20 protein-coding genes, 1 tRNA gene, 1 other RNA gene and 1 pseudogene are annotated in these 21,947 nt (G+C 30.8%); 7 read left to right on the plus strand and 16 right to left on the minus strand.

Going from position 1 to position 21,947, the window contains the following annotated elements; genetic code table 11:
• Nucleotides 1–6 precede the first annotated feature (6 nt).
• The 8 genes from AT682_RS07045 to AT682_RS07080 are packed head-to-tail and all read right to left on the minus strand — an operon-like array spanning nucleotide 7 to nucleotide 7,612.
• Complete coding sequence (locus AT682_RS07045) at nucleotides 7–1,248, minus strand: DUF2920 family protein (protein ID WP_002882706.1); 1,242 nt, start codon at nucleotides 1,246–1,248, stop codon at nucleotides 7–9.
• The gene (locus AT682_RS07050) at nucleotides 1,248–1,763 is read right to left on the minus strand and encodes a type II secretion system protein (RefSeq protein ID WP_002882705.1); all 516 of its coding nucleotides are present in this window, start codon (nucleotides 1,761–1,763) and stop codon (nucleotides 1,248–1,250) included. Before AT682_RS07050 ends, AT682_RS07045 begins: the two co-directional genes overlap by 1 nt.
• The gene (tsaD, locus tag AT682_RS07055; RefSeq protein ID WP_002858276.1) at nucleotides 1,764–2,771 is read right to left on the minus strand and encodes a tRNA (adenosine(37)-N6)-threonylcarbamoyltransferase complex transferase subunit TsaD; all 1,008 of its coding nucleotides are present in this window, start codon (nucleotides 2,769–2,771) and stop codon (nucleotides 1,764–1,766) included.
• Nucleotides 2,768–4,162 carry a peptidoglycan D,L-carboxypeptidase Pgp1 gene (gene pgp1 / locus AT682_RS07060; protein WP_002882704.1) on the minus strand — a complete coding sequence of 465 codons (1,395 nt, stop codon included), beginning with the start codon at nucleotides 4,160–4,162 and terminating at the stop codon, nucleotides 2,768–2,770. The genes tsaD and pgp1 overlap by 4 nt, the downstream gene beginning before the upstream one ends.
• A gap of 1 nt (nucleotide 4,163) precedes the next feature.
• Nucleotides 4,164–5,234 (minus strand): 1-deoxy-D-xylulose-5-phosphate reductoisomerase, encoded by a 1,071-nt coding sequence (dxr, locus tag AT682_RS07065; RefSeq protein ID WP_002853864.1) that lies wholly within the window; start codon nucleotides 5,232–5,234, stop codon nucleotides 4,164–4,166.
• Entirely contained in the window at nucleotides 5,231–5,956 is a 726-nt protein-coding gene (gene cdsA, locus AT682_RS07070; RefSeq protein WP_002882703.1) for a phosphatidate cytidylyltransferase, read from the minus strand. Before cdsA ends, dxr begins: the two co-directional genes overlap by 4 nt.
• An 8-nt stretch (nucleotides 5,957–5,964) precedes the next feature.
• Nucleotides 5,965–6,303: a hypothetical protein gene (locus AT682_RS07075; RefSeq protein ID WP_002852397.1), complete on the minus strand. Its 339-nt coding sequence runs from the start codon at nucleotides 6,301–6,303 to the stop codon at nucleotides 5,965–5,967.
• Nucleotide 6,304: 1 nt separating this feature from the next.
• Nucleotides 6,305–7,612, minus strand: coding sequence for an NFACT RNA binding domain-containing protein (locus tag AT682_RS07080; protein ID WP_002882702.1), 1,308 nt, complete (start codon nucleotides 7,610–7,612; stop codon nucleotides 6,305–6,307).
• 62 nt (nucleotides 7,613–7,674) lie between these two features.
• Between AT682_RS07080 and mobA the strand changes: the two genes are divergently transcribed.
• The 6 genes from mobA (at nucleotide 7,675) to ceuE (ending at nucleotide 12,978) form a co-directional block, all read left to right on the plus strand.
• On the plus strand, nucleotides 7,675–8,250 hold the full coding sequence (gene mobA, locus AT682_RS07085; protein ID WP_002853737.1) for a molybdenum cofactor guanylyltransferase: 576 nt from the start codon (nucleotides 7,675–7,677) through the stop codon (nucleotides 8,248–8,250).
• Nucleotides 8,247–9,236 carry a phospholipase A gene (pldA, locus tag AT682_RS07090; RefSeq protein WP_002882701.1) on the plus strand — a complete coding sequence of 330 codons (990 nt, stop codon included), beginning with the start codon at nucleotides 8,247–8,249 and terminating at the stop codon, nucleotides 9,234–9,236. Before mobA ends, pldA begins: the two co-directional genes overlap by 4 nt.
• Nucleotides 9,237–9,321: 85 nt before the next feature.
• Nucleotides 9,322–10,290 (plus strand): enterochelin ABC transporter permease CeuB, encoded by a 969-nt coding sequence (ceuB, locus tag AT682_RS07095; RefSeq protein WP_002882700.1) that lies wholly within the window; start codon nucleotides 9,322–9,324, stop codon nucleotides 10,288–10,290.
• Nucleotides 10,283–11,221: an enterochelin ABC transporter permease CeuC gene (ceuC, locus tag AT682_RS07100; protein ID WP_002882699.1), complete on the plus strand. Its 939-nt coding sequence runs from the start codon at nucleotides 10,283–10,285 to the stop codon at nucleotides 11,219–11,221. Before ceuB ends, ceuC begins: the two co-directional genes overlap by 8 nt.
• Entirely contained in the window at nucleotides 11,218–11,973 is a 756-nt protein-coding gene (ceuD, locus tag AT682_RS07105; protein WP_002858409.1) for an enterochelin ABC transporter ATP-binding protein CeuD, read from the plus strand. The genes ceuC and ceuD overlap by 4 nt, the downstream gene beginning before the upstream one ends.
• Nucleotides 11,974–11,985: 12 nt before the next feature.
• Nucleotides 11,986–12,978 carry an enterochelin ABC transporter substrate-binding protein CeuE gene (gene ceuE / locus AT682_RS07110; protein WP_002882697.1) on the plus strand — a complete coding sequence of 331 codons (993 nt, stop codon included), beginning with the start codon at nucleotides 11,986–11,988 and terminating at the stop codon, nucleotides 12,976–12,978.
• 72 nt (nucleotides 12,979–13,050) lie between these two features.
• On the opposite strand, the gene AT682_RS07115 is transcribed toward ceuE, so the two are convergent.
• The 4 genes from AT682_RS07115 to nrfH form a co-directional block, all read right to left on the minus strand.
• Nucleotides 13,051–13,140 (minus strand) — tRNA-Ser (locus tag AT682_RS07115).
• A 63-nt stretch (nucleotides 13,141–13,203) separates the two neighbouring features.
• Nucleotides 13,204–13,758 carry a membrane protein gene (locus AT682_RS07120; RefSeq protein WP_002882696.1) on the minus strand — a complete coding sequence of 185 codons (555 nt, stop codon included), beginning with the start codon at nucleotides 13,756–13,758 and terminating at the stop codon, nucleotides 13,204–13,206.
• 135 nt (nucleotides 13,759–13,893) lie between these two features.
• Nucleotides 13,894–15,726, minus strand: coding sequence for an ammonia-forming cytochrome c nitrite reductase subunit c552 (nrfA, locus tag AT682_RS07125; protein ID WP_002882695.1), 1,833 nt, complete (start codon nucleotides 15,724–15,726; stop codon nucleotides 13,894–13,896).
• A gap of 14 nt (nucleotides 15,727–15,740) precedes the next feature.
• Nucleotides 15,741–16,256, minus strand: coding sequence for a cytochrome c nitrite reductase small subunit (gene nrfH, locus AT682_RS07130; protein ID WP_010891930.1), 516 nt, complete (start codon nucleotides 16,254–16,256; stop codon nucleotides 15,741–15,743).
• Between the two features lie 187 nt (nucleotides 16,257–16,443).
• Here nrfH and ppk point away from each other — a divergent pair, with 187 nt between their 5' ends.
• Nucleotides 16,444–18,528, plus strand: coding sequence for an RNA degradosome polyphosphate kinase (gene ppk / locus AT682_RS07135; protein ID WP_002860421.1), 2,085 nt, complete (start codon nucleotides 16,444–16,446; stop codon nucleotides 18,526–18,528).
• 142 nt (nucleotides 18,529–18,670) lie between these two features.
• On the opposite strand, the pseudogene AT682_RS09925 reads toward ppk, so the two are convergent.
• The 4 genes and pseudogenes from AT682_RS09925 to AT682_RS07160 form a co-directional block, all read right to left on the minus strand.
• Nucleotides 18,671–20,643 (minus strand): annotated as a pseudogene (locus tag AT682_RS09925) (autotransporter outer membrane beta-barrel domain-containing protein).
• Between the two features lie 15 nt (nucleotides 20,644–20,658).
• A complete protein-coding gene (locus AT682_RS07155; RefSeq protein WP_002882691.1) occupies nucleotides 20,659–20,925 on the minus strand; it encodes a hypothetical protein in 267 nt (88 codons plus the stop codon).
• A gap of 204 nt (nucleotides 20,926–21,129) precedes the next feature.
• Nucleotides 21,130–21,487: a transfer-messenger RNA gene (ssrA, locus tag AT682_RS09290) on the minus strand.
• Nucleotides 21,488–21,898 carry a hypothetical protein gene (locus tag AT682_RS07160; protein ID WP_002862036.1) on the minus strand — a complete coding sequence of 137 codons (411 nt, stop codon included), beginning with the start codon at nucleotides 21,896–21,898 and terminating at the stop codon, nucleotides 21,488–21,490.
• Between the last annotated feature and the right edge of the window lie 49 nt (nucleotides 21,899–21,947).

Consider the following 21,947-nt stretch of genomic DNA (forward strand, 5'->3'; position numbering starts at 1 on the left):
CTTTCCTTAAATTTTATCTATTTTTAGTGACATTTTGTCATCTTTTTCGCTAAATTGATACAACAAATCCTCGCAAGGATAAGAGATACATTTTTCTTTATAATCTTTTTTTGAATTTTGTTTTATTTTTTCTAGCATTAAAGGAAGTTCTTTCTTAATCAAAAGTTTTACCGGAATTCCCATGCCATGATTTAAGTTTTTAATAAATTTTCCATCAACTTGAGATTCTTTAGTAACAGAACACAAAGTTACATCAAAACCAAGTTTCTCAAGCTCTTCATAGAACATAGTTTTTTCTTTTAAAGAAACATACTCATCATATAACGAATGATAACTTATAAAGCAAGTTTTTAAACATTTTGATTGTTCTAAAAGATGATCTTCCTCTAAAAGATTTCGAATTTTTCTTCTTGCGGGAGAAAAAAAACGAGGCGATGAAGAATTACTTGTCCAAAAAGTTTTTGTCGAACAGTGTGTATTGATATGATGGAAAAAATCAAAAGTAGAAAATTCACTACACTGCATAAAATCTATTTCCTTTCCAAAACCTACAACTCTCCATAAAAACTTCGCGTATGCAGAATTATCCAACACTCCATCTACTAACCAAGGTGCAATCTTAGCCGCCAAATGTGCTAAATATCCCCCATGAGAACTACCTATCATAATAACGGGTATACCCCCCCCCATAGTATCAAAAGGAGCATGTTTTTTAAGGTAAAGTGTGACATTTAAAAGATCTTGAGCTTGCATGATTCCAAAATTTTGATACTCGTTTTTTGTAGGTTGCAAACTCACATGTAAATTTAAAAAATAATTTGGTGTAAAATTACCTTTTTGCTTGCCTTGGACAATGCTATAGTTAATAAAATGAAAAATTTCACTCATTTGTTTATAGTCTTGAATTTTATCAACATCATAAGGAAGCTTGATATCCGCAGCTTCACAACTTGCTTTTAAAATAAGCTTGTCTATATCATCTAAATAAAAAGTTGATCCAGTTTGAGGACGATTGCCAATACAATGATAATTTACTCCAACTACAGCAGTATTAAATTGCCTTACCATATAATCACCAACATATTGGATCGATGATATATCATCACCCATACCTTGCACCACAAACACCAAGGCTTCAGGTGTTTTTTCATCATCATACCAAAGCTTAAATTCAAGCTTTGATTCTCTTTTTATACCAAGCTCTACATCATCACAAGAGTCAATCTCATAAGCTTTGCTCACTATCATTACATTTCCCCTATTAAAAGATAAGTTTTACTTGCTAGGTTTTTAAAATTTTCATTCTTACTTAAGATCACACAAGCTTTATTGCTAGAAGAGCTTGTAAAGTCTATATTTTCTAAATCTTCATGGCTTTGATTGGCTGCGTTGATGATAGCATTTTTGCTTGCTTCATTACTTGAAATTCCCATGAGTATAAAATCCGCTCTATCTATAAAAACAAGTTTTAAGCATTCTTTATCATCGCCTACGCGAAAATTTACTTCTTTTGTGCCATTGAAATTGCCAAGATCGACATTTTCAACCCCACTTACATTACTCATCGTTTTTATAGAGCTTAAATGATCATTTTTTAAAGTATAAATGCTTATATCATTGATCAAAGTTTTAAGGTTGTTTAAAGACTTGCTAACTTCAGCTTCATCCTTACTTGAACTCATTTTTGGCAAAGCAATAGCGGCTAAAATTCCCAAAATAACGATCACAAAAACAAGTTCTAATATAGTAAAAGCTTTTCTCATCTATATCCTTGAAAAATTTTTATTTTTAGGGCTTAAAATATCTTCTTCTACACTTACAAATTCCTTTTTTTCATAAGCATCAACTGCGGCTCTTGCTATCATCAAAGCATTATCAGAGCAGAATTTTAAAGGAGCTAGTTTTAAATTTGCATTATATTTTTGACATAAATTTTGCAAACGCGAACGCAAGTTAAGATTTGCACTCGCTCCACCTACAACGCCAAAATTTTTAAATTTATAAAGATTAAAAATTTTTTCTAATTTATCCATGATATGATCACAAGCTGTATTTTCAAAGGCATAAGCTATTTCTGCTTTTATATCATCGCTTAAATTTTTATGCTTTAAAATTTCTAAACGCACTGCATTTTTAAGCCCTGAAAAACTGAAAGCGAGTTCTTTAGAATGCTTTAAAGGTGTGTTAAAAGAGATATTTTTAAGTTTGGCATTTTTTGCTAAATTTTCTATGATAACCCCACCAGGATAACCTAAATTCATCATTTTAGCCACTTTATCAAAACTTTCTCCAAAGCTATCATCATTTGTGCTTGCTAAAAGCTCTAAGTTTGCATCATCTTTAAGATAAAGCACCATAGTATGCCCACCACTGACAAGCAAAATTCCCCTATCTAAAGAAATTTTTTCTTCCAAAAAAAGACTATAAATATGACCTTTAAGATGATTTATAGGGATTAAAGGTAAATTTAGAGCACTTGCTAAGGTTTTTGCCATAGAAATTCCACTGAGCAAAGAAACACTAAGTCCAGGTTCATTTGTCACAGCTATGGCACAAAGATTTTTAAAATGCTCTTTGCATTGCGTAAGTATCTTTGGTAAAGCCTCACTATGAAGCCTTGCAGCAAGTTCAGGCACCACTCCTCCATAGATACTATGATCTAATTCTTGGGAAATTTTTTTATGAAATTTACATTCTAAGGTATTTTTATCAATGATAGCTATAGAACTATCATCACAAGAACTTTCTATAGCTAGGATAAGATTTTTCATTCAAATTCCACTAAAATAGAACCTAAGAATTTATCTTTTGATCTTGCCATTTTAAGAGTGTTTAAATCCAAATTTTTAGCATTTTTGATCAACTTGCTATTGGTATTTGCTTCTAAAAGTTGTTGCAAATTCGCCCCTCTTAACTCATAAAATTCCACTCTATAAATTTTACCTGCCATATCTAAAGAATATTGTGTTTGCATATTTTTTTTATGAACTAAAATACCACTTTCATCTTTTGAGTGATCAAAGCCTATGATATTTACGCGCACATTAGCGATCTTTGGAATAAGAAAATTCTCTTTTACTTTCACCTTGGTTCCAAAAGGAACGGTGGTTTCATTGCCATCAACTTGAAAAGTTACCTCATTAAAAGCATCGCTAAATTCTAAATACTCAGGATATAATCTTGTTTGAAAACGATTGCCATACTGGATATAAAAAGAATTTCCTTCTGCGATAATAGCCGTAAGTTCATTGCTTGTGTTATAATTTAACTCTTTATTTACCGGAAAAGGCACATAGTTGATAAGCTTTCTTGGATTTTTTAAAGAAAGTAAAATTCTATCATCAAAAAGTTTCACTTCAAGCTCTTTATTTATGACTTTATCAACCTCTTGTGGAGTGAGTTCGAAATCTCTGCTAAATTCAATTCCTGCAGTTTTTAAATAATTTTCAATTGCCAAAAGATGATAATAAGCTCTTAAATTTACAGGCAGATTTTTACTCGCTTCATTTGCAAAAGCGGCTTTGTGATTTGAAATCACAAAATAAGTCAAAGCTTTAAGCATTTCCATATCGCCAAGCTCTTGGGTTTTGGTGTTTTTAAGATGATAAGCATGCTTTGGATCAGCAAGTGAAGAATTGACACTATTTACGGTTTGAGTGGCGATATTTTCAAGATCAGGGTATTTGCTTGCATTGATTTCACTTGTGTCAATCACGCTTGAATTTCCCCAACGCTTAGGATTTTGCATCGCATCGATATAAGTAGGTTTATAAAAACCCCAACCATCGTGAAGATTGATCACCATACTAACTTCAGGAAGTAAAATAAGCTCTTTAATGCGTTGCACGGTTTTATAATCAGGATCCTTTGGGCTAATGCTTGCAAATTTACGGTTTAAATCCCCATTATTCCCACGCGAACGCTTGATAATGCTATCAAAAGCTAAATTTGGAGCCACTATAATCTTACCCTTGGTGATATTATAATCACTCAAAAGCAAACTTGCCGCATGAAATCCACCAGGCTCATCACCTTGAATTCCACCAAAAATTAAAACTGTATTATTATCATCTAGACTTTTTCCATTTTCTCCTACGCTAAAGTCTAGCTCTAAAGCAAAAATGCTTGTTATAAAAAATAAAATTGTTAAAAAAATTTTCATTTTAACTCCTTAAATACTCTCTTGTTTTAAAATCATACTCAAAAACCTCTTCTATACTTGAAATTTTAGGCACTCCAAAATGATCAAGGGCTTTAAAAATGCATTTAGTGATACCTAAAAATCCACTTTTATTTTCTAAAAAATTATAAACACCAACTTCATTAGCAGCATTGATGATAACACCTAAATTTGGCTCTTTTAAAAATGTATTTTTAAGCTTAAAAATAGGATATTTTTTTGTGCTGATTGGATGAAATTTTAAAGCAGGCATTTTGCTAAAATCAACAGCCTCTAAAATAGGCGTATCTTGTTTTTCAAATATAGCATCTGAAATAGCTAGTTTCATATCTGCTTTTGAAAAATACGCCGTGCTAGCTCCATTTTTAAATTCACACATTGCATGCACTAAAGATCTTGGTTCTATTAAAGCATCAATTTCTTTAAAATCATATAAATGATAAGCCTCTATAATCTCAAAAAGCTTATTTGCCATAGTCGCACTATCTATAGTGATCTTTGCTCCCATGTTCCAATTAGGATGTTTTAAAGCATCTTTGACACTGACTTGATTTAAATCTTTGATTTTATACCTATAAAAAGCTCCACCACTTGCTGTGATATAAAGTTTTGCTATATTTTTTTTACCTTCGAGTAAAAATTTTAAAGCTGCATGCTCACTATCAACGGGTAAAAATTTAGCCCCTTTCAAAAAACTCCCAGCTACTACAAGACTTTCTTTGTTAGCTAAAGCTATGTTTTTGCCAAGCTCTTTAGCCTTTAAAGTGCTTTTAAGTCCTGCAAAACCTACAATGGCATTGAGTAAAAGCTTATCTTGACATTCTGTTAAAATTTGCTCTAAACCTTCTTGCCCTATAAAAACTCTATCGTGTTTAACTAAATGCTTATTTTTTGAATCTTTTATGGCAACAAATTTGGGTTTAAACCTTGCGATTTGCTCATTTAAAAGAGCGATGTTATCCCCACAAGCTAAAGCAGAAATGGGAATGTTTTTTAAAGCAGCAAGTTTAAGAGCATTTACTCCTATACTGCCCGTACTTCCAAAAAGTATCATAAAAGAGCAACCATCACAAAAGTAGCAATGATCACCGCATCGATCCTATCGAGCACACCCCCATGACCAGGGATAAGATCTCCACTATCTTTTACACCTGCTTCTCTTTTAAAATAACTCTCAAGCAAATCTCCAATCACTGCAAAAATCGCTACAAAAAACGAACAAAGTAAAGAAAGCCAAAAACTATAAACAAAAATTCCCAAAATAGTTCCAATAACACTCGCACAAATCAAACCACCTATAACACCTTCTAAAGTTTTGTTTGGACTTGTTGGAGAAAAAGGAGTTTTTCCCATAAATTTTCCGATAAAATACGCCCCACTATCACAAGCTGCAACGATAATGATAAGCCAAAAAAGTGCAAACATACCCTGATCTAAATACACTTGCCAAAGTGCTAAAATAGGCAAACTAGGATAAATATAAATAAGAGCTGGTTTTAAGGAAGCCTTTTTATAAACCAAATATCCAACGACTAATAACAAAGCTAAAATCCCAAAAAGCAAAGCTTTATGCGATAAACTTCCCAAAATAAAAGCTATAGCCAAAGGGATAATAGAGATATTTTCTAAAGCAAAAAGTTTTTTTGCTTCACTAAAAGATAAATACAATAAAACCGCAAAAACGATAAAATTGATAAAAAATTGATCAATCAACGCGATAATAATAATAGCCCCTATCATCACAAGAGCTGAAATAATTCTAGTTGTATTAAACATATTTTTCCTTATATACTAATATCTAAGCGATGAATGCTTTGTGCGTCTTTAAAATTTGGATCTTTAGACTCATCTTCTTCATTTTTCTCATCATCGCTGGTTTTAGCTTCTTGATTGTGTTTTTTCTTTTTTTCTTCTTGTTCGGCTTTTTCTTTGATCTCTTCTTTGATTTCATGAGTCTCATTGACTTTTTCAAGCTTGTTCAAAGTTTTTTCTTTTTCATTAAATTCAGCCATATTTAGCGTAGCTGCAAAACCTTCTTTTGCAAGCTCATTGCTTGCTTGTGTAGCTGGATAAGCCATATTCTGATTTATATAATTGATATTTCCTAAAGGGCTAACTGGCATTTTAATCCTTTGTGATATTAATACTTTTAAAATTTGTATAATTTACAAACGCCTTTTGCTGAACCTTGACAAAATTTTTTAAGGTATAATCGACCCAATACGAACCTTTCTTTAACTTAGAAAAGCTTACACAAAGCCTTGCAGCAAATTCTATCACATCGAGGCTGATTTTTTGCTTGTTTGATACAATCAAAGTATGTGCACTAGGAATATCCCTTACATGAAGCCACAAATCATCTTTTTTAGCATTTTTAAGTAAAAATTCATTGCCTTTTTCATTTTTACCCACGCAAATTTTAAACTCGTTAAAATAAAAATTTGCCACAAGATCTTCTTGTTTATGATCTTGATTTTTTTTGCTATTTTTTTTAGGTAGTAAAATTTCAAGCTCTATCTCACTCTTAGCTTGAAGCAATAATTCTTTCAAACTCAAGGTAAAATCTAACTTTTCTTTTAAATTTTGTCTTTGTATGTTTAAATTTTTAGCTTTTTGTTCTAATTTTTTAGCATTTTTATAATATAAATTAGCGCTTTGCTTAGGATTAAATTCAAGCTTAAATTCAAGCTCTTTGCCTTCAAAATCATCAAGCTTAAATTCCCTTTCATAATCTTTTAAAACACTCAAATTTGCAAACAATACATCAGCCCTTTTTCTGTATTCTAAAGCTTTTAAGAATAAAGAATTTTCTTCATCTAGACTGGAAAAAAGTTCTTGTAAATTTTGTATTTTTTTATCCACTTGTGCAAGTTTTAAATTTTTTATTTGTTTGATTTTACTCTCATAAATACTTGTAAATTTGCGAGAAAAATAATCTGCAAAGTCTTTAATTTCCTCAAAATTTTCATCCATTTTATAAGGCTTTAAAGACTCTAAAATCAGATTAGGTTTTACAATGCGATAACTTTTATCAATGTGCCTTAAAGCCTCTATGATCAAATCTTTTTCATCTGTAAGAATAACATTGGTATTTTTACCCGTAAATTCAAAATAAATTTTACTCTCATAGCTTTTATAAGCCTTATTAGCTTTTACACTAAAACATAAAATACGATTGCCTTCAAGGACTTTAACTTCCTTTATAAAAGCATTGCTAAAATACTTTTTAAGCATAAAATCAAAAGGTGCATTATAATTTTTTGCATTAAATTTAGCTGTATAAATCGCACTCATTGCACGAGTAAGATCAAAAATAAATCTTTCTCTATCAAAGCTTAATTCCAAAATATTGTCATTGATACGCTTGATAAAATCGATTTTTTTAAACTGAGAAAAAAAAGTTTGTAATTGTAAAAGTTCTGTGTATTTCATAAAAGAAATTATAAAATATTTTGGCGAATTTTGTGGTAGAATTACATTAAAAAAGGAAATTTGTGCAGCTTAATGAGCTAAATTGCGTGATTTTATGTGGTGGTAAATCTAGTCGTATGGGACAAGATAAAAGCAAATTGATTCTTAAAAATCAAAATTTAACTCAATTTCAAGTAAATAAATTTTCTAAAATTTTTAAAAATGTCTATGTGAGTGCGAAAGAAGACAAATTTGAAAACCATTTTAGCTTGATAAAAGATTCTTTAGAATTTGAAGTTTACTCTCCTATGCTTGCGCTTTACTCTATACTTTCAAATTTTAAAAATGAATTTGTTTTTGTTTTAAGTGTAGATAGTCCTAAAGTAGGTAAAAATGAGCTTTTAAAAATGCTTCCTTTTTTAGAGCAAAACTATAAAATAATCATAGCCAAAACCCCTTTACATAAACATCCCTTATGTGGCTTTTATCACAGCTCTTTAGCTCAAACTTGTAAAAATTTCTTAGAAAAAAATGAACAAAAAATAGGACTTTTATTTTCTGAGATTAAAACCAAATTTGTAGAATTTGAAGATGAAGATGCTTTTTTAAATCTTAATTTTTATGAAGAATATGAAAAATTTAAAAGCGAGTTAAGATGAGAAAAATTGCTTTATTTTTAAGCTTATGTGTTTTTATATGGGCTAGTGATTTACAACAAGCTTTAAAGTATGAAAAACAAGGCGATTATAAAAAAGCTATGGAAATTTACAAAAAACTCGCTTTAAAAAATTCACCTGTTTTGATTTCTCAAGAACAAAACAACTCAAGTCAAGCAACACAAACGCAAAATTCTATCACTATAAAAAAAGAAGAAAAACAAGACTTTTCTCGCTTAGCTTTAGCTAATTATCTTGGTGAAAATGAAAGCTTTAATCCCCTTGGCATTAGCTCTTATAAGATGAATTATTTTTTACCTTTAGCTTATAGTTTTAATTCTTTAGGAGCAAATAATAATAAGAGTGAGGCGAAATTCCAACTTAGTGTTAAAAAAAGACTTTTTGAAAATTTACTAGGACTAGATGAAAAATATTATATAGCCTATACTCAAACTTCTTGGTGGCAAATTTATGAGCATTCTTCTCCTTTTAGAGAAACCAACTATCAACCAGAATTTTTTATAGATTTTCCTTTGTATCTTAAAGATTATGAATTTTTTAACAATCTACGCGTAGGTATATTGCATGAAAGCAATGGCAAGGGAGATGAGAATTTACAATCTCGCTCATGGAATAGAATTTATGTATCTACTGCTATTTTATATAATAAATTTTTATTTGTTCCACGCCTTTGGTATAGAATTCCTGAAAACAAAAAAGATGATGATAATCCTGCCATCTTGCATTATATGGGAAATTTTGATGTGAATTTAGCGTATTTAGGTGATGATTATTTTATCAATCTTATGCTAAGAAACAATCTTAAATTCCACAATAACAAAGGCGCTATACAAGTTGATCTAGGATATGATATTTTTAATAACGGAATTTATTGGTATTTACAATACTTTAATGGCTATGGAGAAAGCCTTATAGACTATAACAAACACTTACAAAGACTTTCCACTGGATTTTTGATTTCTTACTAAAATATCCTTTGTAGTTTTATCATTTCTTAAAACAATTTTCATTACAATTTCATTTTTGATAATTATTATTACTATAAGGAAAGATTTGTTTTTTAAGCATATATTGAGTTTAAAAGTACTTATAGCTTTACTTTTATTCTTTGGAATGATAAGTTTATTTATAGGAGTTATCAGTATCAATGTAAAAGATATCCTTAATCTTAACTCCACTCAACTAGAAATCATAACCCTTACAAGAATTCCTAGACTTATAGCGATTTTACTCACAGGAATGAGTCTTAGTATATGCGGGCTTATCATGCAACAACTCACGCAAAATAAATTCGTTTCTCCAACTACGGCAGGAACTATGGATTGTGCTAAATTTGGCATACTTATTTCTTTAATATTTTTTACTGGAGCATCTTTTTTCACTCAAGCTATCATTGCTTCTATATTTGCACTTTTGGGTTCTTTTATATTTATCCAAATTTTAAGAAAAATCAAACTCAAAGATGTGATTTTTGTACCTTTGATAGGCTTGATGTTTGGAGGCATTATTAGTGCTATAACCACTTTTTTTGCCTATGCTTTAAATTATATACAAAATATCCAAGGCTGGCTACAAGGCAGTATGGCAAATGTTATGCAGGGAAATTATGAATTACTTTACATTTCTTTGCCACTTTTTATACTTGCTTATTTTTTAGCTCACAAAATCACCATAGTTGGCATGGGCGAAGATATAGCTTTAAATCTTGGAATTTCTTATAATGGGATATTATTTTTAGGCTTGATGATTGTAAGCATTATCACTAGCTTAGTGATTGTAAGCGTTGGAATTATCCCTTTTTTAGGGCTAATTATCCCAAATTTAGTAGCTCTTTATCTAGGTGATAATCTTAGAAAAAATCTTATCTATATAGCACTTTGTGGAGCTTTGTTTTTACTTGTTTGCGATATCATTTCAAGACTTGTCATCTTTCCTTTTGAAATGCCTTTAAGTATCACTACAGGTGTTTTAGGATCTTTAATCTTTATCTTTCTTTTGCTAAAAAGGAAAGCTTATGCGTAAAAAAATGCTGATTTTAAGCTTTTTAACACTTAGTATGATAGGGATTTTTATACTTGTGGGTTTAAATGGCTTTGATGAGTATGCCTTAAAAAGTCGTTTTTTACAAATTGCAGCTATTATCATAGTAGCTATTTGTATCGCTGTTTCAACAGTAATCTTTCAAACTTTATGCAATAACAAAATTCTAACCCCTGCTATCATAGGATTAGATTCTTTATATATGTTACTTCAAAGTGCTCTTATCTTTTCTTTTGGTGCAGCTAATTTAAGTGTTTATAAAAACGATATCAATTTTTTAATCACTCTAGTTTGTATGGTGGTTTTTTCACTAGGACTTTATAAAATTTTATTTAGTAGCGATAGAAGTATTTATCTTATCATGCTTTTAGGCTTAGTTTTTGGAACACTTTTTAGCACTTTAAGCTCTTTTTTTGAAGTATTAATCGACCCTGATGAATTCATGGTAATACAAGGAAGAATGTTTGCTAGTTTCGATAATATTGCTTTTGATGTTTTAATTCTTGCTTATATCATTAGCTTTTTAAGTTTTATATGGATTTTTCGCTATATGAAATTTTTAGATCCTTTAAATTTAGGCAAAGATTTAGCGATAAATTTAGGGATAAATTATCAAAAAATTTCAAAACAATTGATGATTATCATAGCTATTTTAACTTCTATTAGCACCGCACTTGTAGGTCCTATAACCTTTTTAGGGCTTTTGGTGGTAAATATCACTTATGAACTATTTAAAACTGCAAAGCATAGTATTTTGCTAAGCGCTTGTATACTTATTAGTATTTTGGCTTTGCTTGGAGGGGTGTTTTTTGTCTCTAGAGTTTTTGATTATAATGCCACTATAAGCATGGTTATTAATTTCTTAGGTGGGATATATTTTATCTATCTTGTATTAAAGGGTAATAAATTATGATTAAACTAAAAAATATCACCAAATTTTATGATAATAAAGTCATTATTTCAGATCTTAGCCTTGATTTTCATAAAGGCAAAATCACTTCTATAATAGGAGCCAATGGCGCTGGAAAATCCACTCTTTTAGCTCTAGCAAGTCGTTTGATAAAACCTAGTAGTGGAGAAATTTATATCGATGGAATGAATTTAAAAAATTATAAAGAGCAAATCTTAGCACAAAAAATTTCCATTCTCAAACAACAAAACAATATCAATTTAAGATTAAAAGTTGAAGAACTAGTCGCTTTTGGGCGTTTTCCGCATTCTCAAGGAAGACTTAATACAAACGATAAAATCAAAATCAATGAAGCTTTAGAATACATGGAACTTAGCAACTTAAGAAATGAATTTTTAGATACATTAAGCGGCGGACAAAAACAAAGAGCTTTTATAGCCATGATCATCGCTCAGGATACTGAATTTATAATGTTTGATGAACCTTTGAACAATCTTGATATGAAGCATAGCGTACAAATCATGCAACTAATGAAAAATTTAGTCAAAGACTTTAACAAAAGTATAGCTGTTGTATTACATGATATTAATTTTGCTTCGATTTATTCTGATGAAATCATAGCCTTAAAAGATGGGAAGCTTTTAAAACAAGGCTCAAAAGATGAAATCATCAATCAAGAAAATTTAAAACAAATTTATGATATGGATATACCCGTAAGTCAAATTAATGGTAAGAAAATTTGTATTTATTTTTAAAAAGGAGAAAATATGAAAAAATCTTTAGTTTTTGCATTTTTTGCATTTTTTTTAAGTCTAATCTTAACAGCTTGTAATTCAAACTCAAATGAAAACAACGCAAGTTCTACAATAAAAACCAACACTGCTACGGTGAAAGTTTTGCCTATTAGTATGAGCGATGAGGGTGATAGTTTTTTAGTGAAGGATAGTCTAGGAGAAAATAAAATCCCTAAAAATCCTTCTAAGGTAGTGATCTTAGATCTTGGAATTTTAGATACTTTTGATGCTTTAAAATTAAATGATAAAGTCGCGGGCGTTCCTGCTAAAAATTTACCAAAATACCTACAACAATTTAAAAACAAACCTAGTGTAGGTGGAGTACAACAAGTTGATTTTGAAGCCATTAATGCTTTAAAACCTGATCTTATCATCATTTCTGGACGCCAAAGTAAATTTTATGATAAGTTAAAAGAAATAGCTCCAACTTTATTTGTAGGTCTTGATAATGCAAATTTTTTAAGCTCTTTTGAAAACAATGTCTTAAGCGTTGCAAAACTTTATGGTTTAGAAAAAGAAGCTTTGGAAAAAATTTCAGATATTAAAAATGAAATTGAAAAAGCCAAAAGTATAGTTGATGAAGATAAAAAAGCTCTTATCATTCTTACAAATTCTAACAAAATTTCAGCCTTTGGTCCTCAATCTCGCTTTGAGATTATTCACGATGTTTTAGGGATTAACGCAGTAGATGAGAATATAAAAGTAGGCACTCACGGCAAAAGTATCAATTCTGAATTTATACTAGAAAAAAATCCTGATTATATTTTTGTTATTGATAGAAATATCATTGTAGGCAACAAAGAACGCGCTCAAGGCATACTCGATAATGCACTTGTCGCTAAAACCAAAGCAGCACAAAACAAAAAGATCATCTATCTTGATCCAGAATACTGGTATTTAGCAAGTGGAAATGGACTAGAGTCTTTAAAAACTATGATTTTAGAAATCAAAAACGCTGTAAAATAATATAACTTCGCAAGGGCTAGTCTCTTGCTTCGATACCTAATAAAATACTTGGGATTTTCAAGAAAGTTTTAGTGGCGGACAGAGAGGGATTTGAACCCTCGAGACCCGTTAAGATCTGCACCCTTAGCAGGGGTGTGGTTTCAGCCACTCACCCATCTGTCCAATAAAGTAAAGTATGATTATACAAAAAAATAAATAATACCTAGCTTAAAAAGCTAGGAAAAATCAAAGGCTAAGATAAGCCAAAAGCAAAGTTACAACAACCCCTACTCCAAGAACTGCAAATTGCTTACTTCTATCTTTTTTATTTGCAAACAAAGTAATCATAAGCCCTGAAATATAAAGCATAAATAAAGTAATACCAAAGCCTACACTAAGCACAGAAAAATACCAAGCACCCTTATCTTTATGAAGCATAATCATATCGCCAAGTAAAGATCTTGTTTTTAAGGTAATATTGTATTCATTAGTAGATTTTTGAGTTATATTAGCACTATAATGAGTTCCACCTATTGTTATACCTTTATCTTTACTTTTAATTATATTTGTATTAGATGGTACTTTTAAACCATTTGTTTTTAAATACTCTATTAAAGCTTCTCTTTCTTTACCACTTTCTATAACTTTTGACAATTGATACTGCTCAACTTTTAAGCCCACATCTTGATTAATACCAAAAATATACGCTATACCCGTTAAAGCAAAAAGCAAAGCACAAGGCAAAAAGAACAAACTAAGATAGATATGAACCTGTCTAAACAATTTATTTTTATTGATCATTTTAACTCCTTTTTGATTATCAAAATTTGTGATATTTTGACAAAACAAAGTGAAGCAAAAGTGAATTTTAAATAAAAAGTTTATATTTTTTAAAACAAAGAAAAGAAAAAGCCCTATGATTATAGGGCTTAAGAATTATTTTTTATCAATCACTTGATAATTATAAGGAGCAAGCTCTTTATCATGCTCTAAAAGTTCTTTTGGAGGATTGCCATTAACATCTTTTTCATCTGCATAGTAACGCTCTCCAGCTTTATGATTATTAACATCTACTTTATAATAAAGCTCTCCTGGATTAAATTTTTGAATATCTTCAAAACCTAAATTTGAAGTTTTAAAATCTTTAATTCCATTTGCCGCTGCAATTTCTACAAGTTTAGTTTGTCCCATTCTTGCCATATCAACAGCTTGCAATAACATTCTTGAAGCTTCGCGAGGATTATGGAAACCAGTTGAGTTTTCAGCATTAACAAAATCCGCTCTCATTTGAGCTTTACGATGAAGTTCTAAAACTTCTTTTAGTTCTTCGCTAATTTTTTTCGCATCAGCTTTTCCATCGCTTTGGAATTTTTCCATATTACCTAGTTCATCGCGTAGTTTTTTAGTATCCATAATCAAACTAACAATTGCATACTCTGCAGTTCTTTGATCATGCGCAACGCTGTTTTGTATGTCAAGCACTTGAGCTTTTAAATAATCTTCGCTTTGTTTATGACAAGACTTACAAGCAGAGTTAATATCTCTTAAAGGAGAAGTGATATTGTGTTGAGTAACCTTTTTAGCTCCTTCTCTAACATAAGGCATATGACAATCCACGCAACTTACCCCATTTGCAGCATGCACACCGCCACTATAAAGTTCGCTTTCTGGATGTTGAATTTTAATAATTTGTGCCCCTGTTAATTTATGAGTAAAATCAGCTCCAAATACTCCACGAACTTTATCATAATAATCATCTAGCATTTCAATTCTAAATGGCTGTCCTTTTTTCCACTCACTCCAAGGAAAAGTTAAAACTATACCATCGGTTTCAATCTCTTTAGCTTTATTACCATCTCTCCAAAATTCATACTCATCATAATTTTTCTGAGTTCCATTCCACCATTTTTTAGAACTATCATCTACAATAGTTTCACCCATTACTTTTACTTTTTCCCCTGTTGGCTTAAAATAGTATTCAACATGGCATTGAGAGCAAACCAAAGTTCTCATTTCTTCTCTTGTAGCTTTTACACCTTGCACTGGATCTTTTTCATATCCTCTAGAAACTAAAGCATTAATAGCTGCTGGACGAGTAAGTCTTAAACTCATATCATTTGGATTGTGACAATCTGCACAAGTTACACCCATTCTTTTACCACCATGTGGGCCTGCATGTTCAGGTGAATTTTCTACTATACCATCAACAGCTGGGATATTTTTAATCATAGTCCAATAATTTGTAGAGTTAAAAGCAGTAAAATCTCCTTTAGCAACATTTTTTATAAGCCATGGAGTCCATCCACTATGACAATTCATACAAGCTGCGGGTTGACCTTTAAAAGCAGCAAGTCCATGGGCATTAAGAAAATCTTTGTTATTTCTTGCTGTTTTCATTTGATCTACTTGAACCCAAAAATGCCCTCTTTCTTCATTGAAATCAAGGCTAAAAGGATATCCTGCCCAAAGTATAGTTAATTGAGGAAAGCGAATCAATTTTGAATAAGCTAAATTACCACCAAATTCAGTAGTCTTAGGCTCTTCTTTTTCAACCGTTAAATACATTTTTAGCTGCTCTGGAAAAACCTTACCCCATTTTTCAAAATTTGGATCATCATCACTAAGCAAAGAAAAATCAGCATTTGCTGCAATGGCATTTTTATTTGCTTCATCTTCTTTTTTTTGATTGATATCATTATTTAGCCATAAAACTCCCGCTATAAGTAAAACCAAAACGACAATACCTAAGCGTAAAATATTTTTTTTCATTCATCTTCTCCTTATTAAATTCCGTGTTTATGTCCAACATCTTTATGACAAGAAGCACAATTTAATGACTTGTCTGCATGTGGATTTGTTGTAGCATTGATAGCTGTTTGAGCAAAATCTGCATGACAGCGTATGCAGTTTTCTTGCACCATTTTTCTGCTTTTTTCAGTCGCACTCAAATTTGTAGGCAACTCATCAAGTTTAAAAGTAAAAGCATAAGCATGTCCTAAACCACTTTGCGCTTTAGCTATCCACTTAGCTACAAAATTATGTGGCAAATGACAATCCACACAAGTTGCTCTTGGTTCGCCTTTGACTTTTTGAGAGTGTGGTCCTGCCATGTATTCGTTATAAACTTCATTCATAATATGGCAGTTATTACAAGATTCACTTGCATTGCTTAAATAAGATGTGCCCTTAGCGTTATAAAAAGTATAAAACCCAACCGCAAAGAAAACAAAAAGCAAAACAAGAAAAATAGTAAAAAGATTCGAAGTTTTCTTCAAAATTTTCCTCCTTAAAATTATCATTTCTTAAAATCTTCAATGAAACAACAATGTCACAGAATTTCCCAGAAATAAATTTTGTGATTTTAACATAGATGAATTTAATATAATTTTAAAGATATATTTACTCTTAATTAACCTAAAAAATTTAAAACTTTTATTCAATAATTTCAAAATAAATGATAAAATACAACTAAAAAAGGAAAAATTAATGCAAACAAGTCCTGATATGTTTATCAATCGCGAACTTTCTTGGCTTCGCTTTAATTCTCGTGTTTTAGACCAATGTTCTAAAAATTTACCCTTGTTAGAAAAATTAAAATTTATAGCTATATATTGCACTAATTTAGATGAATTTTATATGATACGCGTCGCAGGCTTAAAACAACTTTTTTCAGCTGGAGTTAATGCAAGCAGTAGCGATGAAATGACCCCGTTACAACAATTAAAAGCCATACGCAAATACTTACACCAAGAAAAAGAGCTTTTGGAGCGTTATTTTAATGAAATCACAAGTGAATTAGAAAAAGAAAATCTTTTCATAAAACATTATGAGAATTTAGATGAAAATTTAAAACAAAAATGTGATGAGTATTTTTTCTCCAATATTTTTCCTGTTATTGTTCCAATAGCTGTTGATGCTACTCACCCTTTTCCGCATTTAAACAACTTATCTTTTTCACTAGCGGTTAAAATTTGTGATAAAGCACATCCTGAACTTGTAAAATTTGGAATGATTAGAATTCCAAGAGTTTTACCTCGTTTTTATGAAGTAAGTGCAAATATTTATGTTCCTATAGAAAGTATAGTCCATCAACACGCAGAAGAAATTTTTCCAGGCTATAAACTTTTAGCTTCAGCAGCATTTAGAGTGACTAGAAATGCAGATATGGTAATAGAAGAGGAAGAAGCTGATGATTTTATGATGATTTTAGAACAAGGCTTAAAACTTCGCAGAAAAGGAGCTTTTGTAAGATTACAAATTCAAAAAGATGCAGATGAGCAAATCGTAGAATTTCTTAATACCCACATGAAAATTTTTCATAAAGATGTTTATGAATATTCTATTTTACTCAATCTTCCTAGCCTTTGGCAAATCGCAGGAAATAAAACCTTTACGCATCTTTTAAGCCCACTTTACACACCTAAAACTTTACCACCTTTTGATGAGAATTTATCTATTTTTGATGCTGTAGAAAAAGAAGATATACTCATCATACAACCTTTTGAAAGTTTTGATCCAGTTTATAAATTTATCAAAGAAGCAAGCAAAGATCCTGAAGTAATTTCCATAAGAATGACACTTTATAGAGTTGAAAAAAATTCCAATATAGTTCAAGCTTTAATTGATGCTGCAAGCGATGGAAAACAAGTAACTGTGATGGTAGAATTAAAAGCACGCTTTGATGAAGAAAATAATCTTCATTGGGCGAAAGCTTTAGAAAATGCCGGAGCTCATGTTATTTATGGCATTACAGGTTTTAAAGTCCACGCTAAGGTTTCTCAAGTCATACGCAAACAAGGAGATAAACTTAAATTTTATATGCATTTAAGCACAGGAAATTATAATGCAAGCAGTGCTAAAATCTATACTGATGTGAGTTATTTTACAAGCAAAGCAGAATTTGCAAGAGATACGACAAGCTTTTTCCACATCTTATCGGGCTTTAGTAAAAATCGTCGCCTTCAAACTCTTTCAATGAGCCCAAATCAAATCAAAGAAAAAGTTTTAGAAATGATACGCATTGAAACAAGCAAGAAAAATGAAGGTGTGATTGTAGCTAAAATGAATTCTCTTGTGGATAGTGATATCATACAAGCGCTTTATGAAGCAAGTATGGAAGGAGTGCAAATCGATCTTATCATACGCGGAATTTGTTGCTTAAAACCTGATGAAGAATACAGCAAAAACATACGCGTTAGAAGCATCATAGGAAAATACTTAGAACATGCTAGAGTATTTTATTTTAAACATAGTGAGCCAAATTATTTTATATCGAGTGCAGATTGGATGCCAAGAAATTTAGAACGCCGTTTAGAACTTATGACTCCTATATATGATGAAAGAAGCAAAGCTAAATTAGCTCAATTTTTACGCTTGCAACTTAGTGATAATGTTTTAGCTTATGAGCTTAAAAATAATGGAGAATATGAAAAAATTCCTTCTTCTGAAAAAATCATAGATTCTCAACAAACCTTAGAAGAATATGTAAGTAAAATTTATAAAACACTTAAAAAAGATACAGATCAAAGTCGTGCAACGCACTTAGCTTCCAAACTTTTCAAAGAAAACTAAAAGTTTTTAGGGTTTTTTACTCTAAAGACTTATTTACTTGTTTGTTATAAAAAAGGGCTTTAAGATAAAGCCCTAGGAGATTTCCCATAGAAATAAACAATTATTTCTAAACTATAAAAAGATTTAGAAATGATTTTTAAGATTAAAATTTATACTTAAGTCCTACTTGACCACTTAAGTAAGTTTCATTTTTATTATCTACTTTACCTGCTAGTATTTGTTTAGCACCAAAGCCAAGATTCATACTGAGTTGATTTGTAAAATCTACATTACCCCCTACGATAATTTGTCCGTATGTTTTTTTCTTGTTGTTAGCTTCTACACTAGTAAAGAAAGCATTATTTACAGCTAGGTTAGCTGTGTAATCATCACCGCTATTGATAACAAATTGTTCTATTTTTGGAGTTACAAAAATATAAGAGTTTTCATTCATATATTTTCTAAATTCAGCACCCACTTCAACACTTACAGAATTGTTTTTCATAGAATCAATATCTTTAGCAATAGCACCATTTTCTGTATGAGATGGAGTATAACTAAAATAATAATTTACTCCCGCAAAAGGTTTAATAAATAAAGTATTATCACTAAAGTCAAACACACGACCTGCATTAGCACTAAGTCCTAAGAATTTACTTGTATAATCTGAGTTATATGCACCATCTATTTGAACATTGTCTTGTTTAGTTGGAGAAACTTGAGCATAAGCTTTAAGATTAAGTTCCCATTGTGGAGCTATATTGATAGTAGAATACATACCTAATTGGAAGTTATCACTTTTTTGTTCTAGATTATTGTCTTTGATTTTAGCATTTGCATAAGTAAAATAAGCACCCCATAAAACATCATCATTAGCTTGTTTATCTACACCTATAGTAGCACCATACATTGCACCACTATCTCCATTGATAATGTTAGCACCACCAAAAGCATTAGCCTAAACACTATTGGTATATTCATTTACATAGCTTGGTCTCATATCACTATCTAAAGCAGCAAATTTAAGACCATTCATTTTAGAAGCATAAGTTCCAAAAGGATTGTTTAGCATTGCTACACGAGAACCTATAGAAACATCATTAGAAATATTCATAGTGGTATTTACTGCACTAGAAGCTGAATTGAGATTAGATACAGATTTACCTGTATTGTCTGTGTCTTTTTTGATTTGTAGGGCTAGTTTTACACCTTCTCTACTTGCTAAATCTGCTCCTATACTTCCTAATTGTTCTGTGATAGAACGAAGTGCTAGGATAGAAGCTTTATCATTAGCACTAAGATTTAAATTTGAATTTTTATTTACTAAATCAATGTATTTTTCATCATCGATTTTACCGCCATTTTTCTCAGCTTCTTGTTTGAGTTGTTCAAGTTCGGTTTTTTGTTGTTGTAGGGTTTTTTTGGCTTGCTCATTATCTAAACCATCTATGATTCTAGTGATAGCTTCAAGATCTACTGCGATTTGATTAGTTAAATTTTTAGCCGCTGCAGTAGCACCTCCATTAATCACTAAGCATTTATCACCACCACAGTTTTTAAGGCTAAGTTTATAATCCACAAAGGCACCGCCATACTTCTTATCATCTATAACATCAAGATAAGCAGCATAATCATCACCATTCAGCAAGCTTTCATTTATATAAGAACTTGCAGTTTTTAAAATCAAAGCTCCTGCGTTAGTTTCATCATTAAGCTTATCTGTTTTTATGTCTTTTGCTCTTAAAGCAATAAAATCATTTACATCTAAATTAGAATAAGATTGAGATAAAAATCTAAGACCTGCTTCTTTAAGCGTTGCTGTTCCATTGACTTTAAAAGTATCGCTTTTCATTGAAACAATAGTACTATTTGTTGTGCTAAAGTCTCCATTTACAGTTAAGCCGGTATTTACAGTATCGTTAGTATTTTCTCTACTACCATTAAAATTAACAAAAATGAAGCTTTATTTTTATCTATATTGCCAAGATCAAAATCTTCACCTGAACCTTCCATTGTAAAATTAGCATTAATAATTCCTGCATTAAAATAACTAAGTCCTATATCAGTAGTTTTAAAATCTTTGGCATCTACATTGAAATTTCTTACTAAAGCAGCAGTTTTGCCTTGATAATCCATTTGGTTTTTCAAAGTTCAAGAATTATTGCCTAAATCAATGTTGATTTTAGTATCTTCAGGGGCATCATCAAAAGCTGAAGTGCTGATATTAAAAGTTACATCTTGCTTGTTTTTATAATCTTCATTTTTAAAAATAGCAACATTGTCTTTTTCATTAATGTCAAAGTGTGTATTTAAATCATTATCACTGTTAAAAGTAATCTCTGCTGCAAAAGCACCCGAATAAAGCAAAGTTGCTACACCTAAGCTTGGCAATATCTTGCTCGAAGCATTTTTCTTCATAAGTTTCTCCTTCAATAAATTTAAACTGAAGGAAAAATTATACCCCTTCCTAAAAATAAGCTTAAAAATAAAACTATAAATTTTTAATGAAAAATTATAAAACTTAATATATCAAAGTTTTAAGGGTAATAAATCGATCTTAACTTCATATAAAAAATTCTAAAAATTTGAAATAAACTTATGATTTACTTAAAATTAGCGTGATGGTGGAAGCGAGGGGAATCGAACCCCTGTCCAAAAATAATCCCACAAAGACCTCTACATGCTTAGCAAAGATGACTACTTCACCCTACTTCGCTCATCTTCCAAAACTCAAAAGCAAGGCTAAGACTTTATTTCACCTCAACGCTTGTCAAACGCAAGGCTACACTATCAAAAATGACCGAAAATTAAGCTAGATAGTATGACTTAATTTCAGGCTCAACTGAACTTACGCAGCTTTAGCGTAAGCAGGAGCGAATTTAACGTTGTTTGCGTTTAATTTTATTTGGGCTTTTTACGCTTTGCCCAAAGCGACATGCCATCTAAGCAGACTTACTCCTGTCGAAGCCAAGTCGCTCCCTTATTTAGAAATAATATTTGGAACATTAACAATTAAAGGATTAAAAACCGCTAAAACAGAATCATCATTTTCATATGAACGACAATATTTTTCAAATTGATCACTCATCAAAAGCATCCAATCCGTAAATTCATCACTAGCAGGCCCGTTAAAGCGATTTGCTTGCACCATCATCTCTTCACAAAATACACAAAAATCAGTCACTTCTTCAAGATTTAAGCGTCTTGCTGCCCAAGCGGTATTGTGTGCTAAAGTTTCAAGCTCTTTTATGGCTTCTTTATAACGCACACTATCGCTTCCAAGCTTGATGATTAAAGGTTCAAACCTATCGCACATGGTTCTAAAAAATTGTAAAAATTTTTCTATATCGTCAATTTCATAATCTAATTCTAATTTTGTTAAAATTCCCATTTTTAAACCATAATCATTGAAGTTTAATGTAAATTCTAGCAAATTTTAG

The sequence above is a fragment of the Campylobacter jejuni genome, from assembly GCF_001457695.1.
GTDB lineage: Bacteria > Campylobacterota > Campylobacteria > Campylobacterales > Campylobacteraceae > Campylobacter_D > Campylobacter_D jejuni.